20 protein-coding genes are annotated in these 22136 nt (G+C 40.7%); 5 read left to right on the top strand and 15 right to left on the bottom strand.

Features of this window, described 5'->3' with window-relative positions:
* Positions 1–2 precede the first annotated feature (2 nt).
* Positions 3–659 (top strand): lysoplasmalogenase, encoded by a 657-nt coding sequence (locus NXS00_RS25685; RefSeq protein ID WP_258102163.1) that lies wholly within the window; start codon positions 3–5, stop codon positions 657–659.
* Here the strand turns inward: NXS00_RS25685 and NXS00_RS25680 are convergent.
* The 7 genes from NXS00_RS25680 to NXS00_RS25650 all read right to left on the bottom strand — a co-directional run bounded on the left by NXS00_RS25680 (position 656) and on the right by NXS00_RS25650 (position 6459).
* The gene (locus NXS00_RS25680; RefSeq protein WP_258102162.1) at positions 656–1540 is read right to left on the bottom strand and encodes a toast rack family protein; all 885 of its coding nucleotides are present in this window, start codon (positions 1538–1540) and stop codon (positions 656–658) included. The two genes, NXS00_RS25685 and NXS00_RS25680, sit on opposite strands and share 4 nt — an antisense overlap.
* Before the next feature lie 45 nt (positions 1541–1585).
* Complete coding sequence (dnaJ, locus tag NXS00_RS25675) at positions 1586–2716, bottom strand: molecular chaperone DnaJ (RefSeq protein ID WP_258102161.1); 1131 nt, start codon at positions 2714–2716, stop codon at positions 1586–1588.
* Position 2717: 1 nt separating this feature from the next.
* The gene (locus tag NXS00_RS25670) at positions 2718–3299 is read right to left on the bottom strand and encodes a nucleotide exchange factor GrpE (protein ID WP_258102160.1); all 582 of its coding nucleotides are present in this window, start codon (positions 3297–3299) and stop codon (positions 2718–2720) included.
* 100 nt (positions 3300–3399) lie between these two features.
* Positions 3400–4386: a GTPase ObgE gene (obgE, locus tag NXS00_RS25665; RefSeq protein ID WP_258102159.1), complete on the bottom strand. Its 987-nt coding sequence runs from the start codon at positions 4384–4386 to the stop codon at positions 3400–3402.
* On the bottom strand, positions 4386–4961 hold the full coding sequence (locus NXS00_RS25660) for an adenylate kinase (protein ID WP_258102158.1): 576 nt from the start codon (positions 4959–4961) through the stop codon (positions 4386–4388). The genes obgE and NXS00_RS25660 overlap by 1 nt, the downstream gene beginning before the upstream one ends.
* A gap of 50 nt (positions 4962–5011) precedes the next feature.
* Positions 5012–5548 carry a hypoxanthine phosphoribosyltransferase gene (gene hpt / locus NXS00_RS25655; RefSeq protein ID WP_258102157.1) on the bottom strand — a complete coding sequence of 179 codons (537 nt, stop codon included), beginning with the start codon at positions 5546–5548 and terminating at the stop codon, positions 5012–5014.
* Positions 5545–6459, bottom strand: coding sequence for a M20/M25/M40 family metallo-hydrolase (locus NXS00_RS25650; RefSeq protein WP_258102156.1), 915 nt, complete (start codon positions 6457–6459; stop codon positions 5545–5547). Before NXS00_RS25650 ends, hpt begins: the two co-directional genes overlap by 4 nt.
* 87 nt (positions 6460–6546) lie before the next feature.
* On the opposite strand from NXS00_RS25650, the gene NXS00_RS25645 reads away from it, so the two are divergent.
* Positions 6547–7002: a hypothetical protein gene (locus tag NXS00_RS25645; protein ID WP_258102155.1), complete on the top strand. Its 456-nt coding sequence runs from the start codon at positions 6547–6549 to the stop codon at positions 7000–7002.
* On the opposite strand, the gene sdaAA is transcribed toward NXS00_RS25645, so the two are convergent.
* Positions 6999–7907, bottom strand: coding sequence for an L-serine ammonia-lyase, iron-sulfur-dependent, subunit alpha (gene sdaAA, locus NXS00_RS25640; RefSeq protein WP_258102154.1), 909 nt, complete (start codon positions 7905–7907; stop codon positions 6999–7001). The genes NXS00_RS25645 and sdaAA overlap by 4 nt on opposite strands.
* 107 nt (positions 7908–8014) lie before the next feature.
* Between sdaAA and hemE the strand changes: the two genes are divergently transcribed.
* Positions 8015–9028 carry a uroporphyrinogen decarboxylase gene (gene hemE, locus NXS00_RS25635; protein ID WP_258102153.1) on the top strand — a complete coding sequence of 338 codons (1014 nt, stop codon included), beginning with the start codon at positions 8015–8017 and terminating at the stop codon, positions 9026–9028.
* On the opposite strand, the gene NXS00_RS25630 is transcribed toward hemE, so the two are convergent.
* The 4 genes from NXS00_RS25630 to NXS00_RS25615 are packed head-to-tail and all read right to left on the bottom strand — an operon-like array spanning position 9029 to position 15912.
* Entirely contained in the window at positions 9029–11353 is a 2325-nt protein-coding gene (locus NXS00_RS25630; RefSeq protein WP_258102152.1) for a hybrid sensor histidine kinase/response regulator, read from the bottom strand.
* Positions 11353–13686 carry a response regulator gene (locus tag NXS00_RS25625; RefSeq protein ID WP_258102151.1) on the bottom strand — a complete coding sequence of 778 codons (2334 nt, stop codon included), beginning with the start codon at positions 13684–13686 and terminating at the stop codon, positions 11353–11355. The genes NXS00_RS25630 and NXS00_RS25625 overlap by 1 nt, the downstream gene beginning before the upstream one ends.
* 15 nt (positions 13687–13701) lie before the next feature.
* Positions 13702–14712 carry a bifunctional heptose 7-phosphate kinase/heptose 1-phosphate adenyltransferase gene (locus NXS00_RS25620; RefSeq protein WP_258102150.1) on the bottom strand — a complete coding sequence of 337 codons (1011 nt, stop codon included), beginning with the start codon at positions 14710–14712 and terminating at the stop codon, positions 13702–13704.
* A complete protein-coding gene (locus tag NXS00_RS25615; protein WP_258102171.1) occupies positions 14713–15912 on the bottom strand; it encodes a pyridoxal phosphate-dependent aminotransferase in 1200 nt (399 codons plus the stop codon).
* A 125-nt stretch (positions 15913–16037) separates the two neighbouring features.
* Between NXS00_RS25615 and NXS00_RS25610 the strand changes: the two genes are divergently transcribed.
* Together NXS00_RS25610 and NXS00_RS25605 are read left to right on the top strand one after the other, a co-directional pair.
* Positions 16038–17012 carry an outer membrane beta-barrel protein gene (locus NXS00_RS25610; protein WP_258102149.1) on the top strand — a complete coding sequence of 325 codons (975 nt, stop codon included), beginning with the start codon at positions 16038–16040 and terminating at the stop codon, positions 17010–17012.
* A gap of 81 nt (positions 17013–17093) precedes the next feature.
* Positions 17094–17777: a hypothetical protein gene (locus NXS00_RS25605; protein WP_258102148.1), complete on the top strand. Its 684-nt coding sequence runs from the start codon at positions 17094–17096 to the stop codon at positions 17775–17777.
* Positions 17778–17841: 64 nt separating this feature from the next.
* Here the strand turns inward: NXS00_RS25605 and NXS00_RS25600 are convergent, their stop codons facing one another.
* From NXS00_RS25600 to NXS00_RS25590, 3 genes are all read right to left on the bottom strand, one after another.
* Positions 17842–18714, bottom strand: coding sequence for a sigma-70 family RNA polymerase sigma factor (locus NXS00_RS25600; protein ID WP_258102147.1), 873 nt, complete (start codon positions 18712–18714; stop codon positions 17842–17844).
* Positions 18715–18962: 248 nt separating this feature from the next.
* A complete protein-coding gene (locus NXS00_RS25595) occupies positions 18963–21590 on the bottom strand; it encodes an FtsX-like permease family protein (protein ID WP_258102146.1) in 2628 nt (875 codons plus the stop codon).
* Complete coding sequence (locus tag NXS00_RS25590; protein ID WP_258102145.1) at positions 21587–21916, bottom strand: PadR family transcriptional regulator; 330 nt, start codon at positions 21914–21916, stop codon at positions 21587–21589. The genes NXS00_RS25595 and NXS00_RS25590 overlap by 4 nt, the downstream gene beginning before the upstream one ends.
* Positions 21917–22136: the final 220 nt, after the last annotated feature.

The raw sequence follows: 22136 nt of genomic DNA, 5'->3' as shown, positions 1-22136 counted from the left end.
AAATGAGGCTAGCAACAGCTCTATACCTGATTGTAGGTGTCATCAATGTATACGCTCAGTTTGTAGATGACGCCATGATCAACCAATTCACCAAACCCGTTTTGATGCCAATTTTGATTTATTTGGTATTTGTTAAAGCAGATGGTTTTGTGAACCTTGCAAGGCTCTTATTATCATTAGCACTCATTTTTGCCTGGGTTGGCGATATGCTCCTATTAGTAAAAGGAGATGAGCTCTTTTTTCTTGGTGGCCTTGGCTCTTTTCTGGTGATGCAACTATTGTATACCGTAGTATTTCATAAGAGCATGGACAATCCATCTATTCCAAAAAACAATATTATTATCCCAGCGATTATTGGATTTGTGGCAATTGCTTATGCCTCTTACATATATGCAGGAGAAATGTGGCTTCCCGTAACCATTTACGCAGGATGCATTCTAACGATGTTGGTTTTTGCGTTAAACAGAAATGGAGAAACGAACAGCAAAAGCTATTTGATGACCACATTAGGAGCTGGCCTCTTTGTTATCTCTGACTCTCTTATTGGTATTGATAAATTTATGGCTGATGTGCCGTATGCACCTTTTCTGATTATGCTGACTTATATACCTGCACAATACCTAATTATGCAAGGAGTCATGATTCACGAAAAGAACTAGTTGTAGTGAAAAGCGACGTTTCCTAGAGAAACATCAATTCGGAAGGTCATTAAGTTCTCTGCGTCCGCAGAATAATTCATATTGACGAAGACGTTTCGCTCCACTTCTTCGAAACCTTCTACCATTCTGCGACCACACAGAGGGCTGTCACTTAGATAAATGATCATCGGAATGTCTTCATTGGGCAAATAAACATCCAGACTACCAGCACCTACAGAAGCTTCCACCAGGCATTTATCACCAGTAGACTGACTAAAATCTAACAAGGCTCTTCCAAAACCAATGTTAGCCATGACATATCTGGCTCTTGCCAGTTCCAGATGTCTGGCAATGACAGAGCCCATATCCGCTTTCACCCAGAAAGTATCCATGGCAATTTTGTTGGGCTTACGATCATTGTAGTCCACAATGATATCTGCGCTACCAGATCTTACCTTAAAGTTTTGAATGGAAGTTCCTGAAAGATCCACATCCGCATTCCCAAATCCATAGCTCAAGTTGAGACGATAGACTTTTTGCTGATCAAAAAGAATTTTCCAGTAGTTGTTTTCTTCAGTCTTCTCTCGGACCATGGCCATCAATAAGCCATCTGCAAAGTTTGAAGAACGATATTCCTGAAGGTCAAGCGCTACATCGCACTTACCATCTTGAATTTTACTCTTAAATGAAGGGTTGATTTTGTTGAGGTCAGGATTACCATAAATGGTCAAAGGGCCCTCTTCCTTAGTGGATTTGATATAACAATTTCCAGACGTTGCTTCTAAAGAAAAGTTGACGGTATCAAACTTTGCCGTCTCCTTGAGGGTATAAAATTTCTTTAATTGCCCGTAACTGAATGTAAAAACTAGCCCTAACGCTCCTGTAAAAACCAACCGCAACATGCCTAAAAATACGTATAAGTATTGATAGAGTTGCGGTTTTTAGACTTATGCTCCGAAAAATTCTTTCATATTCTCGAAGAAGCTCTTATCTCCCTTACCTGGGTTAGGTTCAAAGTTTTTAGATCCTCTCAAAGTTTCAAGCGTTGCTTTTTCTTCTTTACTAAGGGTTTTAGGCGTCCAAACGTTAACATGGATCAACTGATCTCCTGTTCCGTAGCCTTCAATATCCTTTATTCCCTTACCTCTCAAACGAAGAATTTTTCCACTTTGAGTACCAGCATCTATTTTGATTCGCACCTTACCGTTGATGGTAGGTACCTCGACATCTGTACCAAGAGCTGCATCTAGAAAACTGACGTGTAAGTCAAAGATCACATTGTTTCCATCACGCTTCAAGGTATCATCAGCAGTCTCTTCCACTACGATCAAAAGATCACCCGGGATTCCGCCTGCTACTTCGTTACCTTTTCCGCTCATGCTAAGCTGCATCCCTTCAGACACACCTGCAGGTATTTTGATGCTGATCACCTCTTCCTGACGCTTCATTCCAGAACTATCTGTTCCTGGAGCTCTGCTATCGACCGTCTGGCCGGTACCACCACATGTAGGGCAAGTAGAAGTTGACATCATCTGACCAAGCATAGTGTTCATCACCTTACGTACCTGACCAGTACCATTACACGTACTACAGTTCGTAAACTTGGTCTCTGGGTCAACGATTAATCTGTTAACCTTTATTTTCTTTTCAACCCCATTGGCAATCTCTTGCAGGGTCAATTTAAGCTTGATACGAAGGTTCGTTCCTTTTCGAGTACGTCGGCCTCTTCCGCCTCCACCGCCTCCGAAGAAGCTGTCGAACGGACTACCGCCACCGCCACCGAAAATATCACCAAACTGAGAGAAGATATCATCCATATTCATACCTCCGCCACCACCGTATCCACCGGCGCCGCCTACTCCCTGATGTCCGAAACGATCATATCGCTGACGTTTCTCATCATTGGAAAGTACTTCATACGCTTCCGCAGCCTCTTTAAACATCTCCTCTGCTTCCTTGTTGTCAGGATTTTTGTCAGGGTGATATTTGATGGCAATCTTACGATATGCCTTCTTAATCTCGTCTTTAGAGGCTCCTTTATCTACTCCTAATATTTCGTAAAAATCTCGCTTAGCCATATTATGATTTTGCTCCTGTTACCACTTTCGCAAATCGAACTACCTTTTCACTCAGGAAGTAACCATTCTCTACCACATCAACGATCTTTCCTGCCATCTCATCACCAGCTGGGATTTGAGTAATTGCTTCGTGGAAATCGTCATTGAAGTCGTCACCTTTATTTACTTCCATCTTCTTCAAGCCTTTACCTTCCAGTACTCTTTTGAATTTATTGTAAATCAAATCAGTACCTTCTTTGGCTGGCTTCAACTCTTCGTTCTCTTCCATTGACTTAAGCGCACGCTCAAAATCGTCAAGGACAGGAACCAAGTTTTCTACTAAATCTTTATTGGCAGTGCCTATCAGCTCAATTTTCTCTTTAGCTGTTCTTCTTCTGAAGTTTTCAAACTCCGAGTACAGTCTAAGGTATTTGTCTTTCGCCTCTGACACTTCAACTTGCAGCTTTGCTACCTCATCTACCTCTTCCTCCGATCCTGCAGACTCTGCAGTCTCCTCTTGAGCTTGTTCCGTAGCAGACTCTTCAGCTGCTGCATTTATATCTTGTTGCTCCTTTTCTTCTACTTGATCTTTCTCTTTCTGCATTTTCTTAATTCAGATTTAAAGTCAGAATGGTTTTGACAATTACTTTGCCAAAGGACCATCTGCTGACAACTTGTCAGTGAACCGTATATAAAATGGAAAATTAGTCGTTGAGCATGGCCCAGATCTTATCTTTCAAGGCCTGAATACCCACATTTGTCACACTGGAAATAAACAAATAAGGAACATCTGGCACTTCTGCTTTCATCTCCTCAATTAGCTCCTCATCCAACATATCAGACTTGGTGATCGCCAACAAACGTTGTTTATCCAACAGCTCCGGATTGTATTTTTGTAGCTCCCCGAGCAAAATATCATATTCCTCTTTGATGCTTTTAGCATCTGTAGGAATCATGAACAACAACATGGAGTTACGCTCGATGTGACGTAAAAATCGAATACCCAACCCTCTACCATCCGCAGCACCTTCTATGATTCCAGGAATATCCGCCATCACGAAAGAACGCTCTTCACGATAGGAAACCACTCCAAGGTTAGGGACCAATGTAGTAAATGGATAGTCCGCAATTTCTGGCTTAGCAGCAGAAACTGTTGACAAGAGAGTTGACTTTCCTGCATTCGGGAAACCTACCAACCCTACATCTGCCAAGATCTTAAGCTCAAGAATAACCTCAGCCTCTACACCAGGAATCCCAGGCTGCGCATATCGCGGCGCCTGATTTGTTGATGTCTTGTAATGAGAGTTACCCTGACCACCCATACCACCAGGAAGAAGGATTTGTTCTTCTCCATCCTCCATGATTTCCACCATGTGCTCCCCAGTCTCAGCATTCTTAGCAACCGTACCAATTGGCACTTCCAGGATAATATCTTCAGCATTTACGCCAAATCGATTACCTCCTTCACCGTTGCCTCCATTATCTGCTTTGATGTGTTTTCGATACTTCAAATGTATCAGGGTCCACATCTGTTTGTTACCCCGTAATATTATGTGCCCTCCACGGCCACCATCTCCACCATCAGGGCCTCCCTTCGGGACAAACTTCTCCCGACGGAAATGCACTGATCCTGCTCCTCCATTGCCTGATTTGGCATAGAGCTTCACATAATCTATAAAATTTGAATCCATTAAGATGCGTGCTGATCTAGCACTTCTGCAATTGAATTGAATATTCCATCAATATCTCCAATACCATTTACAGTGCTTAATCTGTTCTGCTCTTTATAGAACGGCAACACATGTACGGTTTTATTGAAGTATTCTTGAATTCTTTTCTCTAGTTTGTCGTCTGCATCATCCACACGACCTTCTAGCTCTTTACGCTTTGCTATTCTAGACCTAACCTCTGCTTCAGTTACATCAAGCTCAACCACAGCGTGAATTTCTGTTCCCAATGATTTCATCAATTCATCCAAAGCCTCTGCTTGAGGAACAGTTCTTGGGAATCCATCAAAAAGAAAACCACTAGCCTGTGGATTCTTTTCAACTTCCTCACGTAACATAGCGATGGTGATATCGTCAGACACCAACTCACCGCTATTCATAATTTCTTTTACCTTCAGCCCTAATGGCGTATCATTCTTCGTGTGCCATCTGAAAAGATCTCCTGTAGAGATATGGACTACATTGTATTTTTCAATGATCTTTTCACTTTGAGTACCCTTACCAGCACCTGGAGGGCCGAATATTACAATATTTAACATACCTTTTTCTTGTAATCTGAAACTAATTGATATTCCTCAATTTAGGAATTTTACTCTTTTGCAGCGTAAATATCGGGTAATTGACGGCCTTGACCATCATAATCCATCCCAAATCCTACGACAAATTTATTAGGAATGGCCATACCTTGATAACGAACCGGAAATTTGTCTTGGAAAACATCAGGTTTTATTAACAATGTAGCCGTTTCTACAGAAGCTGGTTGATGTGAGTTAACCAGATCTAAAATGTAGGATAGTGTATGACCTGTATCAATAATATCTTCTACTACCAATACGTTTTTTCCTTCAAGTGAACTGGTAAGTCCTAACAACTTCTTTACGTTTCCTGTGCTGCTCTGCCCTTCATACGACTTTAGCTTTACTAACTCCAAAGAAACATTCACGGTGATCTTTTTCATCAGAGCAGCCAAAACCATGAACACTCCATCCAATACACCTACAACAACCAACTCTTTACCGTCATAATCGGCATTGATTTGCTCGGCCATTTTCTTAATACTTTCCTTGATCTCACTTTTAGGAATCATCAACTCAAATTCCTTTTCATGTAGAACTACAGTACTCATAAGTGCTCCATTAAAAATTTGTATAATGAAATCATGGACACAAGGTCTTTGATATGGACTTTTTCATTGGGAGTATGAACATTGTCCTCAGGTGCGCCAATAAACAACCAATCTATCGGAAATGGTGAATGATGCACTTCACGTCCATCACTAGATCCTCCACCTTCTACCTCAAGCTGATAACTCACACCAGATTCATCGGCAAGGGCCAGAATTCTATTGATGAATTTCTTTCTGGGAATATTTCGGTCTCGTAGTGATATCGCAACACCTTTTCCATGCTGCACACCCTCCGTCACCCAAGTAATGTCTGAAATCAATGCCTGTCGAACATTCGGATAGTTTTCATGAATGTATTTGATCAACATGGGAACGGATCCACCACCGTGTTCTTCAAAACAGCTAAAAACCAAAACTCCATCCTCCAGTGTCTCGGCAACTTTCAATGCATTGTAAATCCCAAGTCGATTGTCCATGTATGGACCTTGAATGTATTCTTCAGTTACTTTCAGATTGGGCTTCCAGGTAAGAGTTGTCCCGGTTTCTATGGCTCTTGGGAAATCATAAAACAACTGGTGCTCTTCATCTACTCTCAGCTTGGCATCAATGAAACCCATACCATCCTTACCTACCAATTCAAATCCTGATTCTGCATGTGGTCCTCCAATTGGCACAAGCTGATCCTGGTACCTTACGGTAAACCCGATCGTATCCATATGAGCAAAGATTGCCGTCCTTGGCTCACCAAAAACCAAAATCAAATTATCCTGAAATTGATCACCATAGATGAGTTTTGGCCTAACACTCCACTCCGGACTATTTTTTTTCACATAGTCAATAATGAAATCTCTCATCAGGTGCTCACTCCCTGAGGGTGAGGGGATATCTATAAGTTTTTCTAATAATTTCATCTCGAAAAGGGCACAAAGATACCATTGCTGTAACACCCTCGCTCATAATTTTCGTATAAATTCACACGCTCATTTAGGATTGACTCGATGCCATTAATACTTAAATACCTGATTGTATTCGCTCTAAGCGCTGTGAAGATCATTTTTGGTCCTACACTGGGACTGGCATATGGCTTTTCGATCATCGAAACAACCCTGCTTTCTTTAGGAGGCATGATGACCACAGTGTATTTATTTAGCTACTTCGGTCCACAAATGAGAAGACTCACCCAGCGAATATTCAGCAAGAGAAAGAAAAAACGCTTCTCCAAGAAAACACGTCGATTTGCTAAAATCTGGAGAGCCTACGGAGTGCCTGGCATTGCTTTTTTCACACCTATCTTACTTTCACCTCCAGGTGGAGCCATTCTAGCCAATGCATTCGGCGGCAAACGTGGCGAAATCATCAAATGGATGTGGATTTTCGGAACACTTTGGTCAATCATTTTGACCTTACTTGTAAAGTATGCCGGAGACCTGCTAGCTGAATATGGTATAATTTAACCTTCTTCGGATTCATCATCCAGGATTTCAATATCCTGAATCAATACTCTTTTCGAAATGGCTTGACCCGTCGGCGTAGCGGCTAGTCCTCCTTGTGCTGTTTCCTTGTATTTGGCTTCCATTGAATTTCCAATTTCACCCATGGCGTCTACACACTCATCCACCGGGATTACAGGACTGACATCAGCCAAAGCTATTTGGGCAGAAGAATTAGCTATTGCAGCTGCACTGGCATTACGAACTACACAAGGAATCTCCACCAAACCTGCAACTGGATCACACACCAAACCCAACATGCACTGAATTGTAATGGCCACCGCATTAAACGATTGATCGATACTTCCTCCTAGTGCATAAACAATGGCAGCAGAGGCCATCGCAGCAGCAGAACCTGTCTCTGCCTGACAGCCTCCAACGGCACCCGCCAAGGATGCTCGTTTCTCTAAAATCAAAGCAACACCAGCTCCAACCAACAAACCTTCCATGATCGTTTGATCAGGTAAGTCATGGATCTCCTGAAGCGTCACTAAAGTACCAGGCAAAATTCCAGAAGCCCCAGCCGTTGGTGCTGCCACCACTTTTCCCATACAGGAATTGACTTCTTTAGCAGCAAGTGCTCTTGAAACGAGCTTTTGGAATTCTGGAGACAAAACAGATGTGGGGAAATTCGCAACTTTCTTAGCTCCTCCTTTGATCATTCCAGAGTAACTATTCATCTCTTTGGTTAAACCAGTCTGAACGGCATCCTTCATCACCTGATAGGCCTTACTAAGCCCTTCCCAAATGACTTCCTCAGATCTGCCTTTTTGCGAAACCTCGTACTGAAGAACAGGTTCGTAGATCTTCAGATCGTTACTATCACAATACTGCTTCCACTCCTGGAAACTATCAAAAAGTATACTCATGGGTAAGATGTTAATTTTGGGTAGTACAAAGGTATATATGATTTCCATCCAAAGAGCATTCCAGAAAGTTTGAGTTTGATTGGCTCTGAGTTTCTATCTTTGCGCCCATGTTGAAAAATGATCTGATTGTAAGAGCTGCTAAAGGCGAAAAAGTAGAGAGAACTCCGGTATGGTTAATGCGTCAGGCTGGACGTATTCTTCCTGAATATCGTGCGGTAAGAGCTAAACTTAGTGGTTTCAAAGAATTGGTAGAAACTCCAGAGTTAGCAGCAGAAGTAACGATCCAGCCAGTTGACTTGCTAGGCGTGGATGCTGCAATCATTTTCTCCGACATCCTGGTAATTCCTGAAGCAATGGGATTGACATACGAAATGGTGGAGCAAAAAGGCCCTCATTTTCCAAAAACAATCAATCAAGCTTCAGACCTAAACGATCTAAAAATCGCTACTCCTGAAGATCTCAACTACACCATCGAAGCAATAAAGATCACCAAGAGAGAACTTGACGGGCGTGTTCCTGTCATTGGATTTGCTGGTGCTCCATGGACAATATTCTCCTACATGGTAGAAGGTGGTGGATCCAAAACATTCTCCAAAGCACGAAAAATGCTTTACAATGATCCGGCTCTTTCTGACAAATTGCTGGAAATGATCACTGAAAGCACCATCTCTTACCTAAAAGCACAAGTAGAAGCCGGAGCAAACATGATTCAAATATTTGATTCATGGGCTGGTGTTTTACCTCCTGAGCATTACAACAGATTCTCTTTGAAATACATTGAACAGATTGCTGCAGCTATCACTGAAGTACCAGTTACTGTGTTTGCCAAAGGAGCCTACTTTGCACTGAAAGACATGAACAATGTAAGTTGCAGAACAGTTGGGTTGGATTGGAACATGAATGTAGAGGAAGCAAGACAACTACTTCCAAACAAAACCTTACAAGGAAACCTTGATCCATGTGCACTTTATGGCTCTTTTGATCAAGTAGAAGCTGAAACCAAGAAGATGCTTGCACGATTTGAAGGTCATGCTCACATTGCGAATCTTGGACATGGCGTGTATCCTGATACAGATCCTGAAAAAGTGAAGTGTTTTATAGAAACGGTAAAAGCCAACTAACTAGCGGATATTCTTAATTAGTTTTCTTTTCAATTCTTCCGGATCAAATGGCTTGGTGATGTAATCATTCATCCCAGCCATCAACACCTGTTCTTTCACACGGATTAAGGCTGATGCTGTCAATGCTACAATTGGCACAGGATTTCTCTGCGACCGAATTTCTCTGGTGGCTTGATAACCATCCATGACAGGCATTTGGAGATCCATCAAGATAATGTCATAATTATTAGCCATAGCTTTCTCAACACCCAACTGCCCATTTTCAGCGACATCAATATTCATTTGCCAATGCTTCAAAAATTTGGTAGCCACCATCACATTGATTGAATTATCCTCCACTAAAAGCACCTTCTTATCTTTCAGTTTACCAACATCTTCATCAGCAACTTTTTGATTGATCTTTAGCCGATCTTCTTGCCCTACCTTAAACCACTGAACAAAGTAAAAATTGGCTCCCTTCCCATCTTCACTATCCACAACAATTTTCACTCCTTGCAGCTCAAGTAATTTCTTGATAATTGCCAGACCAAGACCTGTTCCTCCAAACTCTCTGGTGGTAGAAGTACTTGCCTGCATGAATCGCTCAAAAACTACCTTCTGCTTTTCTTTCGGAATACCAATACCCGTATCTATTACTTCGAACTTTACTTGTACTCGATCCTCCTTCTGATCTAGTTTTTGTAATCGCAAGGTGATACCTCCTTCCCGAGTAAATTTGATTGCGTTATCGATCAGGTTATTCAGAATTTGGGTCAATCGAGTCTTATCTACATACACCAATTCTTTTGGTGCATTCTGAACGTCCAGCGTAAAGCTGAGCTCTTTCTCGATAGCCTTAGGCCTGTAAGTCAAATAAATCCCATTAACAGTATCTTTCAAGTCTGTTACTTGCTCTTCAAAAGTGACTGTTCCAGATTCAAGTTTGTTATAATCCAGGATGTCGTTGATCAACGCAGTAAGATGCTGTGCAGAATATCGAAGTGATGTCAGATTCTGTAGTTGGTGACCACCAGGATTGTCCTGCAGAAGATAATGCGATAGTCCCACTACGGCATTGAGCGGCGTTCGAATCTCATGCGAAATAGTACTCAAGAAATCCGACTTAGCTTGAGCTGCTTTCAAGGCATCATCTTTAGCATTCTTTAAATAATAGGCAAAGCGATAAGATAGGATGAGGGATTGGGAAAAGAAAAACAGAATATACCCCCAAAATGATGCTGCATTCCACTCAGAAAGCAAACCAAAATATACCAGTATGTTATAAGCAAATACCACAAATACCAGACCTGTGCTGAAGAGCGCAAAACCTGATCCTGGCCGCTGATGAATTTTCGCCCGAATGTAGATCACCATAGTCAGTGCGATATAACCAAGCAGGATCACAAAAAATGGCTCAATTAAATAACTGTATACTGTAGGCGGAAATAGGATGGTAATGCCAATAAACAACAAGCAAATACCACTGATCACATCCCAAATAATCCGTTTAGCTTCTTCAGGATAGAGATTATGAACAAACCTCCCAAAAAGGAATACGGCCAAAAACAAGGAAATGTATTCCAGTCGAGCTGCTAATGCCCAAGGCAATTCTATTAACGAATGAAGGACATAATACCCGAACCCTATGATTCGGTAGCTATAAACGATACAAAAAAGCGAGAAATAAAGTATGGATCGATCATGCCTTCCAAAGAAATAAAGACCCAGAAAAAACAAACCGCCCATGATCAAACTACCGGTAAGCAACAGATCATAAGACACTATAGATAGCTCATAATCTCTCATTACACCCTGTTCGCCAATCTTTATACCTTCTAAGGCACCACCTTTACTATGTGCAAAATTAGCAATCTGTAATACCAACAGGTCTGTATCACGCACATGATGTATGGGAACAAACATTGGCTTCCATTCAGGAACAAAACCCTGAATTGTTTCGCTGACATCACCATTCTTTGCTACTAGGTGCCCATTGAAATAGAGTGAAAATGCCGTATATACATCTTCCACATAAATCACATATTTCAACTCCGGATCTAAGACCAGCTGTTTAGCATAGGTAGCACATCCTTGAGAGCTAAGAGTATCCGTTCCAACCGTACCTTTCCATAATGCAGGAAAGTCATATACATACGCTGAAGGTTCTAACTTATTTGGATTTAATAACTGGTTCCAGTAAAAAGAGTAAGTCCCATCGAGACTTTGTGGTTTTGACCAGTCAGAGGTTCGTAAATCAATGGTTTCGAAATCATCAGAACCTGCGACCAGGCTTTCAGCCATCACAACCATTCCAATGAATAAAAAATATCGTAACCAGTGACTCATTAACTATAATGCAAGATCTTGTTTTGCAACTGCATAGGATCAAACGGTTTCATCACGAAATCATCCATCCCTGCTTCATAAATTTTATCTCGATCTTCTAACAAAACCGATGCTGTTAGTGCAATAATAGGAATATTTACACCCATTTCACGGATTTTTCGAGCAGCGGTAAACCCATCCATCACCGGCATTTGAAGATCCATCAAAATAACCGCATACTTTTCTGTCCGCAATCGATCAACAGCTTCCTGGCCATTTTTAGCCACCTGTACCTCTGCTCCCCACTTGACTAAAAATTTGGTAGCGACCATCACATTCACCTCATTATCTTCTACTAGCAGAATCTTTCCAGCGATTGGTGACTCATTGACAGTATTGTTTAGACCAGAATTAGATACTGGCTTTTCCTCACCAGTTCTTAAATTCAAAACAAACCAAAAGTTGGAACCTTTACCTTGCTCACTTTCCAGATACAACTCTGAACCCTGTAGAGCCAATAATCGCTTAGTTATGGTCAAACCGAGTCCTGTTCCCCCAAATTCTCTAGTTATGGATGAATTGGCTTGAGTGAAACTTTCGAAAATGGCATTTTGCCGAGATTTATCAATTCCTATTCCAGTATCCTTCACACTAAATCGAATAGATGCAGCATTCTTGCCAAGCCACTCCTTTTTAAGCTCAAGCGTTACACTTCCCTTTTCGGTGAATTTGATCGCATTACCGATGAGGTTTGTTAGCACCTGACTTAGTCGAGTTTGATCACATTCCAATTGATCCGGAATAGAATCTTCAACATTAATCCGCATTGCTAACGATTTCGCCTTAGCGATTGGCTCAAATATCTGTTGCATTTTTCTCACCAACTGACGAATCGACATTACCTGAAAATCCAACTCTATTTTCTGAGCCTCGATCTTACTGAAATCAAGAATATCGTTGATAATAACCAATAGGTTTTCAGCAGAGAATTTTAAGGTACTTAATGTCTCCTTATGTGATTCCTTTGGCTGATCATCTAGTAGATAATTGGTCAAGCCAATTACCGCATTCATTGGTGTCCTGATCTCATGTGACATCATGGATAAAAACTCAGACTTGGTCTTTGCTGCTCGCTCCGCCTCCTCTTTGGCCCTTCGAAGGGAATCAGCAAACAGCAAGAATAATATGATCGACTGGAAAAAAAAGAAAGCCGTATAACCTATAAAAGTGATGAACTCTATTTGAATCAGCGCTCCCAGATACACAAAAATCTCATATCCAAAAATCACAAACACAACAAAGGAACTGAGCATGGCCCATTTGGACCCATTCAATTTTCTACGATATGCTTTGAAGTAGGTAAACCCTGCTACCAATATCCCAACCAAAATCAATCCAAGATAGAATTCTACAAATTGGGTGTAAATAATCGGAGGGAAGAAGATGGTAATCACGGCAAAAACTCCCGATATCGCAGAAAAAACAAAGAAAGGGTTAACCTTATAATTGAAAGTAAACAGCTGATGTGTGTAGAAAGACAAAAACATTGGGGGTAAAAACAAGGAGAGATACTCCAGTTTCAAACTCAACCACCATGGCATTTCTGGATAAATGATTTGCAAGGTATAGTCATCTGCACCAATCACTCGATAGGAAAAAGTGAGACAAAACAGCGCAAAGGAAAGTGCTGGAATTTCGCGACTTCCAAAAAAGAAAAGTCCCGCAAAGAACAATCCTGTCATGATCAAAGCGCCGGCCAGCAACAAGTCATAAGCCATCAACTCGCTGTATCTAGAATCCAGCATTTCCTCAGACTGGAGCACAATTGGCTCCCTGGCTCCTCCCTTATCATGTGAATAATTTGCTATATGCAGTGTTAACTTTAGTGTATCGATGCCTCTAGGAAGCTCAATAATCTTAGGAACCCATTTAGGTTTCGTAGTACTTTTGGAAGTTCCAGGCTCTCCACCGAACTCTACTAAATCATCGTTGACATATAGATCACCCGCTGAATAGACATGCTTAATGTAAAGAGCTAGCTCCGGGTAATCATCAGGTAAAACAACCTGCATCTGATAGGTAGCTGATCCAAATCTATTTAATTCAATACCATCTCTTGAATATTGATTAGTCCAGGTCTCCGGAAAATAGAAATAATCTGATTCTCTAACGGTATCCATTTCCAGTGGACTTAATAAATCTCCCCAATAAAACCGCCATTCTCCTGATAAGTAAACTGGCTCATCAAAATCAGTTATGTCACGGAGATCCAACCAACCATTTTCTACCTGAGCCATAGTCAGGCTAGACTGTGCAAGCACAATACATAGTATTAGGGTTAATCTTTGGATCATGAAGTTGCTAGTTGTCTACAAAAGTAGGGCTTTGACTGCCTCCTCAAGTAATCTACTTTTGGATATCGGGACTACTCCTGGAGATTCACAGACAATACCACCACCTAAGTTAGATAACTCTGCAATAATTTTCGGTGATGAGCCTATGACTAATGTCAGCGATGCAATAGCCATTACCGTATCGCCTGCTCCAGACACATCTGCAACACCTCTCTCCTGTACAGGAAAGTGTTGATGATGGTTTTTAGAATCATAAACAATACCCCTACTTCCCAATGTCAGCATCAAATTGGAAATATTCATGTCTTCTCGCAATTCCTTCATTAAAGAATCAACCTGGCTTTCATGAAATCGATCCTTACCAATCGCCGCTTTAAACTCAATCAAATTTGGCTTAAGGAAATCCACTCCTTGGTAATTCTTAAAATTCCGAAATTTTGGATCTACACAGACTGGTATATTATTTTGTTTGGCCGCTGTTTTGATTTGGTCAATCAATCTTTGATTCAACAATCCCTTGTCATAATCCTCAATGATAACAAGATCGATTTCCGAAAATAAGGATTGAATGGACAGAAAAAAATGATCTGAATCTTCCTGAGATATCAAATGATCCTCTTCATAATCCATCCGCAAAAGATGCTTAGGCCCTGACATGACTCTTTTTTTCTGAGTTGTCGGGCGATCATTTAGCTGAAAAATGTGCTCAGAACTTAATCCGGATTGAGCTAAAAGATTTGTAAAAAGGGCCGCATTGTGATCCGTACCAACAACGGAAGCCAAAGTAACTCGCGCCCCTAAAGATTGCAGATTAAGAGCAACATTGGCAGCACCACCAAGACGGTGGGTTTCCTCCTGAACATTGAGAACTGGAACTGGGGCTTCAGGAGACATGCGATCCACAGAACCATTTAAATAGGTATCGATCATCGAATCACCGATGACCAATACCTTTATTTTATTGAAAGTGTCAAATAATTCCTGGACAGATTCCGGAGTGGGAAGTCTAACCGGGCTAAAAGACATTTATGACAATTTTGCTAAAGATGCCTTGATAGAAGCAACTGCTGTTTTAAGCTCTTCTTCCGACGCAGCATAAGACAACCTGATACAATTCGGGTCACCAAAAGCCTCTCCTGTAACTACTGATACTTTTGCATCTTCTAATAAGAACATACTTAAATCAGTCGCATTTTCTATTTTCTTGCCTTCTACACTTTTACCAAAAAAGCTTGAAATGTTAGGGAAGAAATAGAACGCACCACCTGGCATGTTTACTTCTACTCCTGGGATTTCACTTAGCAAGCCATGAACCAACTCACGTCTTCTAGCATACTCTTTCACCATTTCATAAGATGGTTCATAGCTAGTAGTCAAAGCAGTCAATGCAGCTCTTTGAGCGATGCTACAGTTTGCTGATGTAATTTGTCCTTGAATTTTGTTAGCAGCTTTCGCCAACCAAAGCGGAGCTCCAATGTATCCAACTCTCCATCCAGTCATTGCAAAACCTTTTGCAAAACCATTGATAGTTACGGTTCGCTCGATCATGCCTGGCATAGCTCCGATACTCACGTGCTTCTCACCATAGTTGATCAATTCATAGATCTCATCGGAGATTACCACAATATTTGGATGATCTTTCAATACTTCAGCAATCTCTGACAACTCTTGCTCAGAGAATACTGACCCTGTAGGATTACAAGGTGACGAGAAGATCAATGCTTTTGTCTTATCAGTAATTGCTGCTTTAAGTTGAGCGGCAGTTGCTTTGAAGTCATTTTCAATGCCTCCATTCACAAACACACACTTACCCTCTGCAAGCTCTACTAATGCTGAGTAACTCACCCAATAAGGAGAGAACACGATTACTTCGTCTCCTGGATCAAGTAATGCAAGGAATACGTTGGCGATAGATTGCTTAGCTCCATTACTTACTACAATCTGATCAGCAGTGTAATCCAATCCGTTATCCTTTTTGAATTTCTCGCTGATAGCTTGTCTTAGATCCAGGTAACCATTTACCGGAGGATATGCAAAGTATTTACCTTCATCAATCGCTGCCTTGGCTCCTTCTTGAATATGCTTAGGTGTCTTGAAATCTGGTTCTCCCAAGCTTAGACTTATCACATCAATTCCCTGCTGCTTTAGCTCTCTGGCTTTTGCTGCCATGGCCAAAGTTGCCGACTCGGCCATACTTTTGATTCGCTCCGATCTTAAATCCATTATCTTTATTTTTAGTCAGGCAAAATTAATGCAATAGCGAAGACATGCAAACAAGAAATTATATCGTTTTTATATTTATTTTGGGTCTTTTTTTAAAATATTTCAATAGCGAAGCTCAAGAAAGCCAAATGAAGTTTGGCGCATACATCGATTCCTTCTATGCTAATGACTTCTCCAATCCCTCTGACAACTCGCGTCCCTATGTGACGCAATATGCCAGAAGTCGAGAATTCAACATCAATCACGCCTGGCTGAGAGGTCAGTATGAGTCCGAAAAAATTCGTGCCAGTCTAGCTCTACAAACAGGAACCTACCCACAGTATAATTATGCAGCAGAGCCTGCCTTTGGCCAAATGATCTACGAGGCATATGCCGGATATAAAATCACAAAAAAAGGATGGCTAGACGTAGGAGTCTTTGGTGGCCACTTTGGCTATGAAAGCGCTCTTTCACTGGATCGTGAATTACTTTCTCCCGCATTGGCAACAGAGTATACACCATATTATCAAACAGGAATACGCTTTACCCAGGAGATAACTGAGAATACTGAATTCAGAGCCGTTATTGTCAATGGGTGGCAGAATATCAGAAACACCAACAATAGGCAATCAGCAGGAGTAGCGATCGATCATCGATTCAATGATCTGCTATTTGTAAGCTATGGGAATTACTATGGCCTGGATGTAGACGGCACAGGAGAAGACGTATGGAGATTTCACAATAACGCCATCATTCAATTCACACCAGGAGAAAAACTTTCATTGACTGGGATATTAGATCTCACGCTGCAAGAAAACTCAACAACCAATGAGAATGAGAATCTATCAGCTTCCTTCTACACCTTCATTAACAGTTATCAAATCACCAATAAATGGAGCATCAATGGACGATATGAGCGTGTAATTGATCAAAATGAAATATTGATCGCTTCACCTGTAGCTGGATTTGACCAGCATATTGCTAGTCTATCTGTGAATTTCAATCCAATTGAAAATGCCACTATACGATTTGAACCCAAGTGGTATTTCGGACCTAGTGACTACAGCACCAGTTCTGAACAAGGCTCTGTCTATCAGGTTGGATTTGCTGTGAGGTTTGAGTGATGAATTAAAAACCATCGATTTGATCGGTTGCTTTTCCCAAACCCTCCAAATATATTACATATAACACCTGCAAGTATGTAAATGAAAAGACAATTTTTTGCTCTTATTTCTATATTGATCTTGTCACTAGGATGTGACAAAGAGGAGAAATTAGCACCTGTTATTGGCCCCCAGTATATTAAAGGATATTTCAATGGAAAGCCATTCTGTTTTTCCGACTCTAGCCATTTATATGAAATGCGTGTTAGCAGCAGCTACACTTCTGGACAGCCACCTCACAGATACTCACAAAATTTTGGTTTGAATATTGCTATTCCCCCTGACTCTGCAAATAATGTTGAATTTGTACTTTCAAAGTTTACAGCATTCAGAATTGAATTTTCAAAATTTGTAGACAACATACCTCCAAGTACTGAGTCAATTAATGAAATGTTCGAGCCGGACATTTACCAATACCAACTAGCAGATGTAAACGCAGAAACTACAGAGGGTGTAATGGTTGGGTATACTTTTCCGAAGACCCAATCATGGATAAGTGATTTTGGAGACAATAGTGACTCCTATTTTGAAATCATTGAATCAATCGATTACGAAGAACCCTATTCTGAATATTCAGCTACTCACAAAATTGTACATGGTAAATTAAGCTGCAATTTATATTACATTGAAACCGGTGATCCCACCATTGACTCAGAAGAATTTGAACCCGTTGACAAAGCTGAACTGCGAGATGTTGAGTTCTATATCAAAACGGCCGTCTATTAAATTCAGGAAAACAAAAAACCCCGACTTTTCGGTCAGGGTTATATTTATATAGGAATTTTGAATCTTAGTTGGCAACAAACTCTTTAAGACGTCTGTTTTTACCAGGCTCTCTCAATTTCTGAAGTGCCTTCTCTCTAATTTGTCTTACACGCTCACGAGTAAGACCCATAGCATCACCGATTTCCTCAAGTGTGTATGGGTTATCATGACCGATACCGAAGCTCATCATGATTACTTCTCTTTCTCTAGCAGTCAATGTAGACAATGCTCTTAAAGTCTCTACTTTCAATGAATCATTGAACACCAACTCACCATCCGTAGGACCAGTAGTTACATTCTCCAATACATCAAGCAATGAACCAGACTCATCTTCACCGAATGGAGCATCCATTGACATCTGCTTCACTTCAGCACCCAAAGTGTTTCTTACTTCACTTGGTTTCATGTCAAGGATATCAGCCAATTCTTCTTCAGTTGGCTCACGCTCAAACTGCTGCTCTAGCTCTGCATATGCTCTTCTGATTTGGTTGATTGCACCAGACTTGTTCATTGGAAGACGAACAATTCTAGACTGCTCAGCCAATGCTTGCATGATTGACTGACGAATCCACCATACAGCGTAAGAGATGAATTTGAAACCTTTCGTTTCATCAAATTTCTTTGCTGCTTTAATCAAACCAAGGTTACCCTCGTTGATCAAGTCGTTCAATGGTAAACTTCTGTTTTGATATTGTTTCGCTACAGAAACCACGAATCTCAAGTTAGCCTTTACCAACTTCTCCAATGCCAACTCGTCTCCTTCACGGATTCTTTTGGCTAGCGTTACCTCTTCGTCAGGGGTAATCATTGGAACGTTACTCACCTCTGTGAAGTACTTCTCTAGAGTGTGGCTTTCACGTCTGTTGGTAATGGATTGTGTAATCTTGAGTTGCCGCATATGCTAATCAGTTTCTTTAAATTAATTCCTATGATACAAAATTATTGATCAATTTCAAGTTGGAATGTTGTCATTTTTCCCTCAGAGAAAACCGCGAAGTTACGACTAAATCTGATACGAGTCAATCTACTAATATATTAAATTCCAACTAAATAGAAACCCATTTTAGTGTAAATAGGTTTCAAGTACCGTAATAATTTTACTAAAAATCCTGCTGATCGGTTGTAAAAAATCGATAAACGGGCATTTTATTCGTATCGGAGGGAGTTAACAGGGTTTGACTTAGCAAGCCTGTAAACACGTGAAATCACAGTAATTAACGATATTCCTACCACCAAAATAAATCCCAATCCAAATACCCATACCGATAAATCTACACGATAAGCATAACCAGCCAGCCAATTGTTCAAAATCAAATAAGCTACCGGTACTGCAAGTATTAACGCAATCAGCAGCAAAATCGCATATTCTTTCAAAACTACCTGAAGAATACTCTGCGTACTGGCTCCAAGAACTTTTCGTATTCCTACCTCTTTGGTTTTGCGTTCGGCGGTAAAATTGATCAGACCAAATAGCCCAAATGCCGAGATGATAATGGAGATAATAGTCGCTACTAAAATCAAATAGCTTCTATTCAAATCTGCTTTGTAATATCGCTCCCAGCGCTCATCCAGGAAGTTAATCTCTGCTGGGGTTTCGGGATCATATCGCTTTTGAACGGTTTCAATCAGGTCAAGCACCTCTGCCGTATTCCCATTGGACTTGATGGTGAAATAATCTATTGGAAAAAGAGGGTTATTGGGGCTTGTGAGTATCATTGGCATTAAAGGTTCTCGAAGTGATGTAAAATGAAAATCCTTAACCACACCAATAATCTGCATTTTGTAAGTAGAATCTGCCGTAATCCAAATGGATTTACCAATTGGATCTTCTAAACCCATGGACTGAACAGCTTTTTCATTAACAACTATCTTCAAAGTGTCAGCACTCGGCACACCAGAGAAATTTTTCCCCGCTTTTAACTGCATTCCATATGTGTCCAACCAATATTGATCCGCCACAAAATGCTTTGTAGGAATAAGGTTCTCTGCTTTATTCAACGAAATATTGAAAGTAGGCATGTATTTCCACTCTCCTGGCACTCTGGATGAAACCGAAGCATTCATCACATTGGCATCCATCTGAAGATCATGAATAATGTTGTTGGCATGATCTCGAGCAGCTCTGCTATTAATATCTAATGTCAATAAATGCTCATTAACGAAGCCCAAGTCTTTTGACTGCACATAATTTAACTGTCTGTACAACATGATGGAGCCGATGATCAAGCAAAGTGATATTCCGTATTGCACGACCATGAAGCTCTTTCTCAACACATCTCCTTTTCCAGAAAATGCATTCTTCTTAATGACCAGTGTTTTGTTGAGCTTGGAATAATATAAAGCAGGAACAAGTGAAGAAAGAATCCAAATAGCCACAAACGCCATCAGATGGAAACTCAATAGTTCTGAATTGAAAAATTCAGCAACCGGAATCTGCTTCTGGGTCAAGTCTAAAAAAGGCTGATGCAATAGCACTAACAGCACCAAAGCGATGATATAGGCAATCAGTAAGGTCATAAAAGTCTCCACAAATAGCTGGAACCTTAATTGAGCCATGGTAGCTCCGTTGATCTTTCTGATACCAGCTTCAAGGTTTCTTTTCAGTGCCTGAACAGAGGATAAATTAATGTAATTGAGGGATGCTATGGTAATAACCAGAAAACCAATCAAGGTAATGATTAGGACAAAATCCTTGTTGGCATACTGTACGCTCAACAGAGGCTCTCCTCCTGTTTGCGCCAAACTGGAGGACTCTAAATGCATATCGGTTATCAACTGGAAACTAAAGGCATGTTCCTTTTGCTGCTCCTCAGTGTAATATTTATCCATGAAAGCCTGTCGCTTTTCCATTACACTTTCAGGACTCGTGTTTTCTTTAAATAATGCCCAGGTGGTAGCTCCTCGTGAATTCCAGTCCTCGAACCATTGAGCATATCCCATTGGGACCTGATCAAAGTGGGTCACAAAAACCATATTGAACTGATAAGTTACATTGGCTGGTAAATCTTTATAAACAGCGATAACCTCTGCGCCATCTACTTTTCCTGGAAGGTCCACTAGTTTCCCAATAGGGTTTTCATCGCCAAATAGTTTCTTAGCACACGTCTCATTGAGTGTAACTCCTACCATTCCATCAAAGTCCTGATATGGGTTTCCTTTAGTAATCTCAAAATCGAGAATATTGAATAGCTGAACCCCTGCAAAAACATAATTACGATCTTGAAACTCGTTTTCACCATATCGCAAACCTCCAGAACCCATGTATACCATTCTGGCAGTCTCTTCAATTTCTGGAAACTCTTCCTTTAATCCACCTGCTAGTGGATTGGCCGTGATGGTGTAGGTATTGATTTCTCCTTCGGATTCGCTGGTTTCCAATACTCGATAAATCCGATCCGACTTTTCATGAATGGAATCAATATGATGCTCGTCGTAAGAGTATATGAGTATAAAAAAGAGTACAGCAAAGCCCATGGCCAACCCAAGTGTGTTCACCAGATAATGTGTGGTTTCTTTTCGAAATCTCCGGAAATAGATCTTAATGTAATTTCGAAGTGAATTCATAGTCCAATTGTTAAGTTTGAGTGATCTGATATTAACCAATCGAAAGGATCTGAGCACGTCCCACCAGAAAAGTCTTTGAGCTTTTTTAGGAGAATTGATATAGCGCATTTCGAATAGCTCTACCAGATCACCTTCCATCTCCTCTAGAAACTCTTCTCGACAAAACCACCTGAGAAACCGAAGCGGATATTTTGGCGGAAGTGCATTCATGAGTTGAACGAAATGTTTGGGATCTGCTGATAGATGCTAGTACGAACTTGATAATGTGCGTCAAGTGCTTGCTTACCTATAGAAGTAATCACGTAGAATTTCTTCCTACGTCCTCCTCTATCACTCGTGATTCCTCCAAACCGGGAAGTAACAAAGCCTTTGTTTTCAAGACGCTTCAAGGCGACATGTATAGCACTGATGTTAACCTTCTTGTTGAGTTTGGACTCAAGGTTTTCCAAAATCGTCACCCCATAAGCTTCATCATGCAATGCAGCTACCATTAACAACACCAACTCTTCAAACTCACCTAGAGACTGCTCCTTCATCTTTCAATTGATTTACTTAACAAACGTGAATGTAATATATTAGTTTCACAATTGTTAAGTAAAATGAAAATCCTTCACATTTCCTGAATAGTGGTCTTAAAAAATGACTTACTACGCGTTTTTAACTAAAAAATGACCAATATGAACTAGTCGTTTTTATTCTTAACCCTTGATCTGTAAGTTCGCTATGTTAGACATCCATATCATTTATTGTATGGAT

This window comes from Marinoscillum pacificum (genome assembly GCF_024714495.1).
Taxonomy (GTDB): Bacteria; Bacteroidota; Bacteroidia; order Cytophagales; family Cyclobacteriaceae; genus Marinoscillum; species Marinoscillum pacificum.
This window is presented reverse-complemented; position numbering and strand designations above follow the sequence as displayed.

What these genes read in the sequence shown, in the direction of transcription:
- NXS00_RS25630 (WP_258102152.1), bottom strand. Translation starts at nt 11,353, where the DNA reads ATGAGTCACTGGTTACGATATTTTTTATTCATTGGAATGGTTGTGATG.
- NXS00_RS25590 (WP_258102145.1), bottom strand. Translation starts at nt 21,916, where the DNA reads ATGAAGGAGCAGTCTCTAGGTGAGTTTGAAGAGTTGGTGTTGTTAATG.
- NXS00_RS25645 (WP_258102155.1), top strand. Translation starts at nt 6,547, where the DNA reads ATGCCATTAATACTTAAATACCTGATTGTATTCGCTCTAAGCGCTGTG.
- NXS00_RS25610 (WP_258102149.1), top strand. Translation starts at nt 16,038, where the DNA reads ATGAAGTTTGGCGCATACATCGATTCCTTCTATGCTAATGACTTCTCC.
- NXS00_RS25650 (WP_258102156.1), bottom strand. Translation starts at nt 6,459, where the DNA reads ATGAAATTATTAGAAAAACTTATAGATATCCCCTCACCCTCAGGGAGT.
- NXS00_RS25685 (WP_258102163.1), top strand. Translation starts at nt 3, where the DNA reads ATGAGGCTAGCAACAGCTCTATACCTGATTGTAGGTGTCATCAATGTA.
- hpt (WP_258102157.1), bottom strand. Translation starts at nt 5,548, where the DNA reads ATGAGTACTGTAGTTCTACATGAAAAGGAATTTGAGTTGATGATTCCT.
- NXS00_RS25620 (WP_258102150.1), bottom strand. Translation starts at nt 14,712, where the DNA reads ATGTCTTTTAGCCCGGTTAGACTTCCCACTCCGGAATCTGTCCAGGAA.
- NXS00_RS25600 (WP_258102147.1), bottom strand. Translation starts at nt 18,714, where the DNA reads ATGCGGCAACTCAAGATTACACAATCCATTACCAACAGACGTGAAAGC.
- obgE (WP_258102159.1), bottom strand. Translation starts at nt 4,386, where the DNA reads ATGGATTCAAATTTTATAGATTATGTGAAGCTCTATGCCAAATCAGGC.
- dnaJ (WP_258102161.1), bottom strand. Translation starts at nt 2,716, where the DNA reads ATGGCTAAGCGAGATTTTTACGAAATATTAGGAGTAGATAAAGGAGCC.
- hemE (WP_258102153.1), top strand. Translation starts at nt 8,015, where the DNA reads ATGTTGAAAAATGATCTGATTGTAAGAGCTGCTAAAGGCGAAAAAGTA.
- sdaAA (WP_258102154.1), bottom strand. Translation starts at nt 7,907, where the DNA reads ATGAGTATACTTTTTGATAGTTTCCAGGAGTGGAAGCAGTATTGTGAT.
- NXS00_RS25605 (WP_258102148.1), top strand. Translation starts at nt 17,094, where the DNA reads ATGAAAAGACAATTTTTTGCTCTTATTTCTATATTGATCTTGTCACTA.
- NXS00_RS25670 (WP_258102160.1), bottom strand. Translation starts at nt 3,299, where the DNA reads ATGCAGAAAGAGAAAGATCAAGTAGAAGAAAAGGAGCAACAAGATATA.
- NXS00_RS25660 (WP_258102158.1), bottom strand. Translation starts at nt 4,961, where the DNA reads ATGTTAAATATTGTAATATTCGGCCCTCCAGGTGCTGGTAAGGGTACT.
- NXS00_RS25595 (WP_258102146.1), bottom strand. Translation starts at nt 21,590, where the DNA reads ATGAATGCACTTCCGCCAAAATATCCGCTTCGGTTTCTCAGGTGGTTT.
- NXS00_RS25680 (WP_258102162.1), bottom strand. Translation starts at nt 1,540, where the DNA reads ATGTTGCGGTTGGTTTTTACAGGAGCGTTAGGGCTAGTTTTTACATTC.
- NXS00_RS25625 (WP_258102151.1), bottom strand. Translation starts at nt 13,686, where the DNA reads ATGATCCAAAGATTAACCCTAATACTATGTATTGTGCTTGCACAGTCT.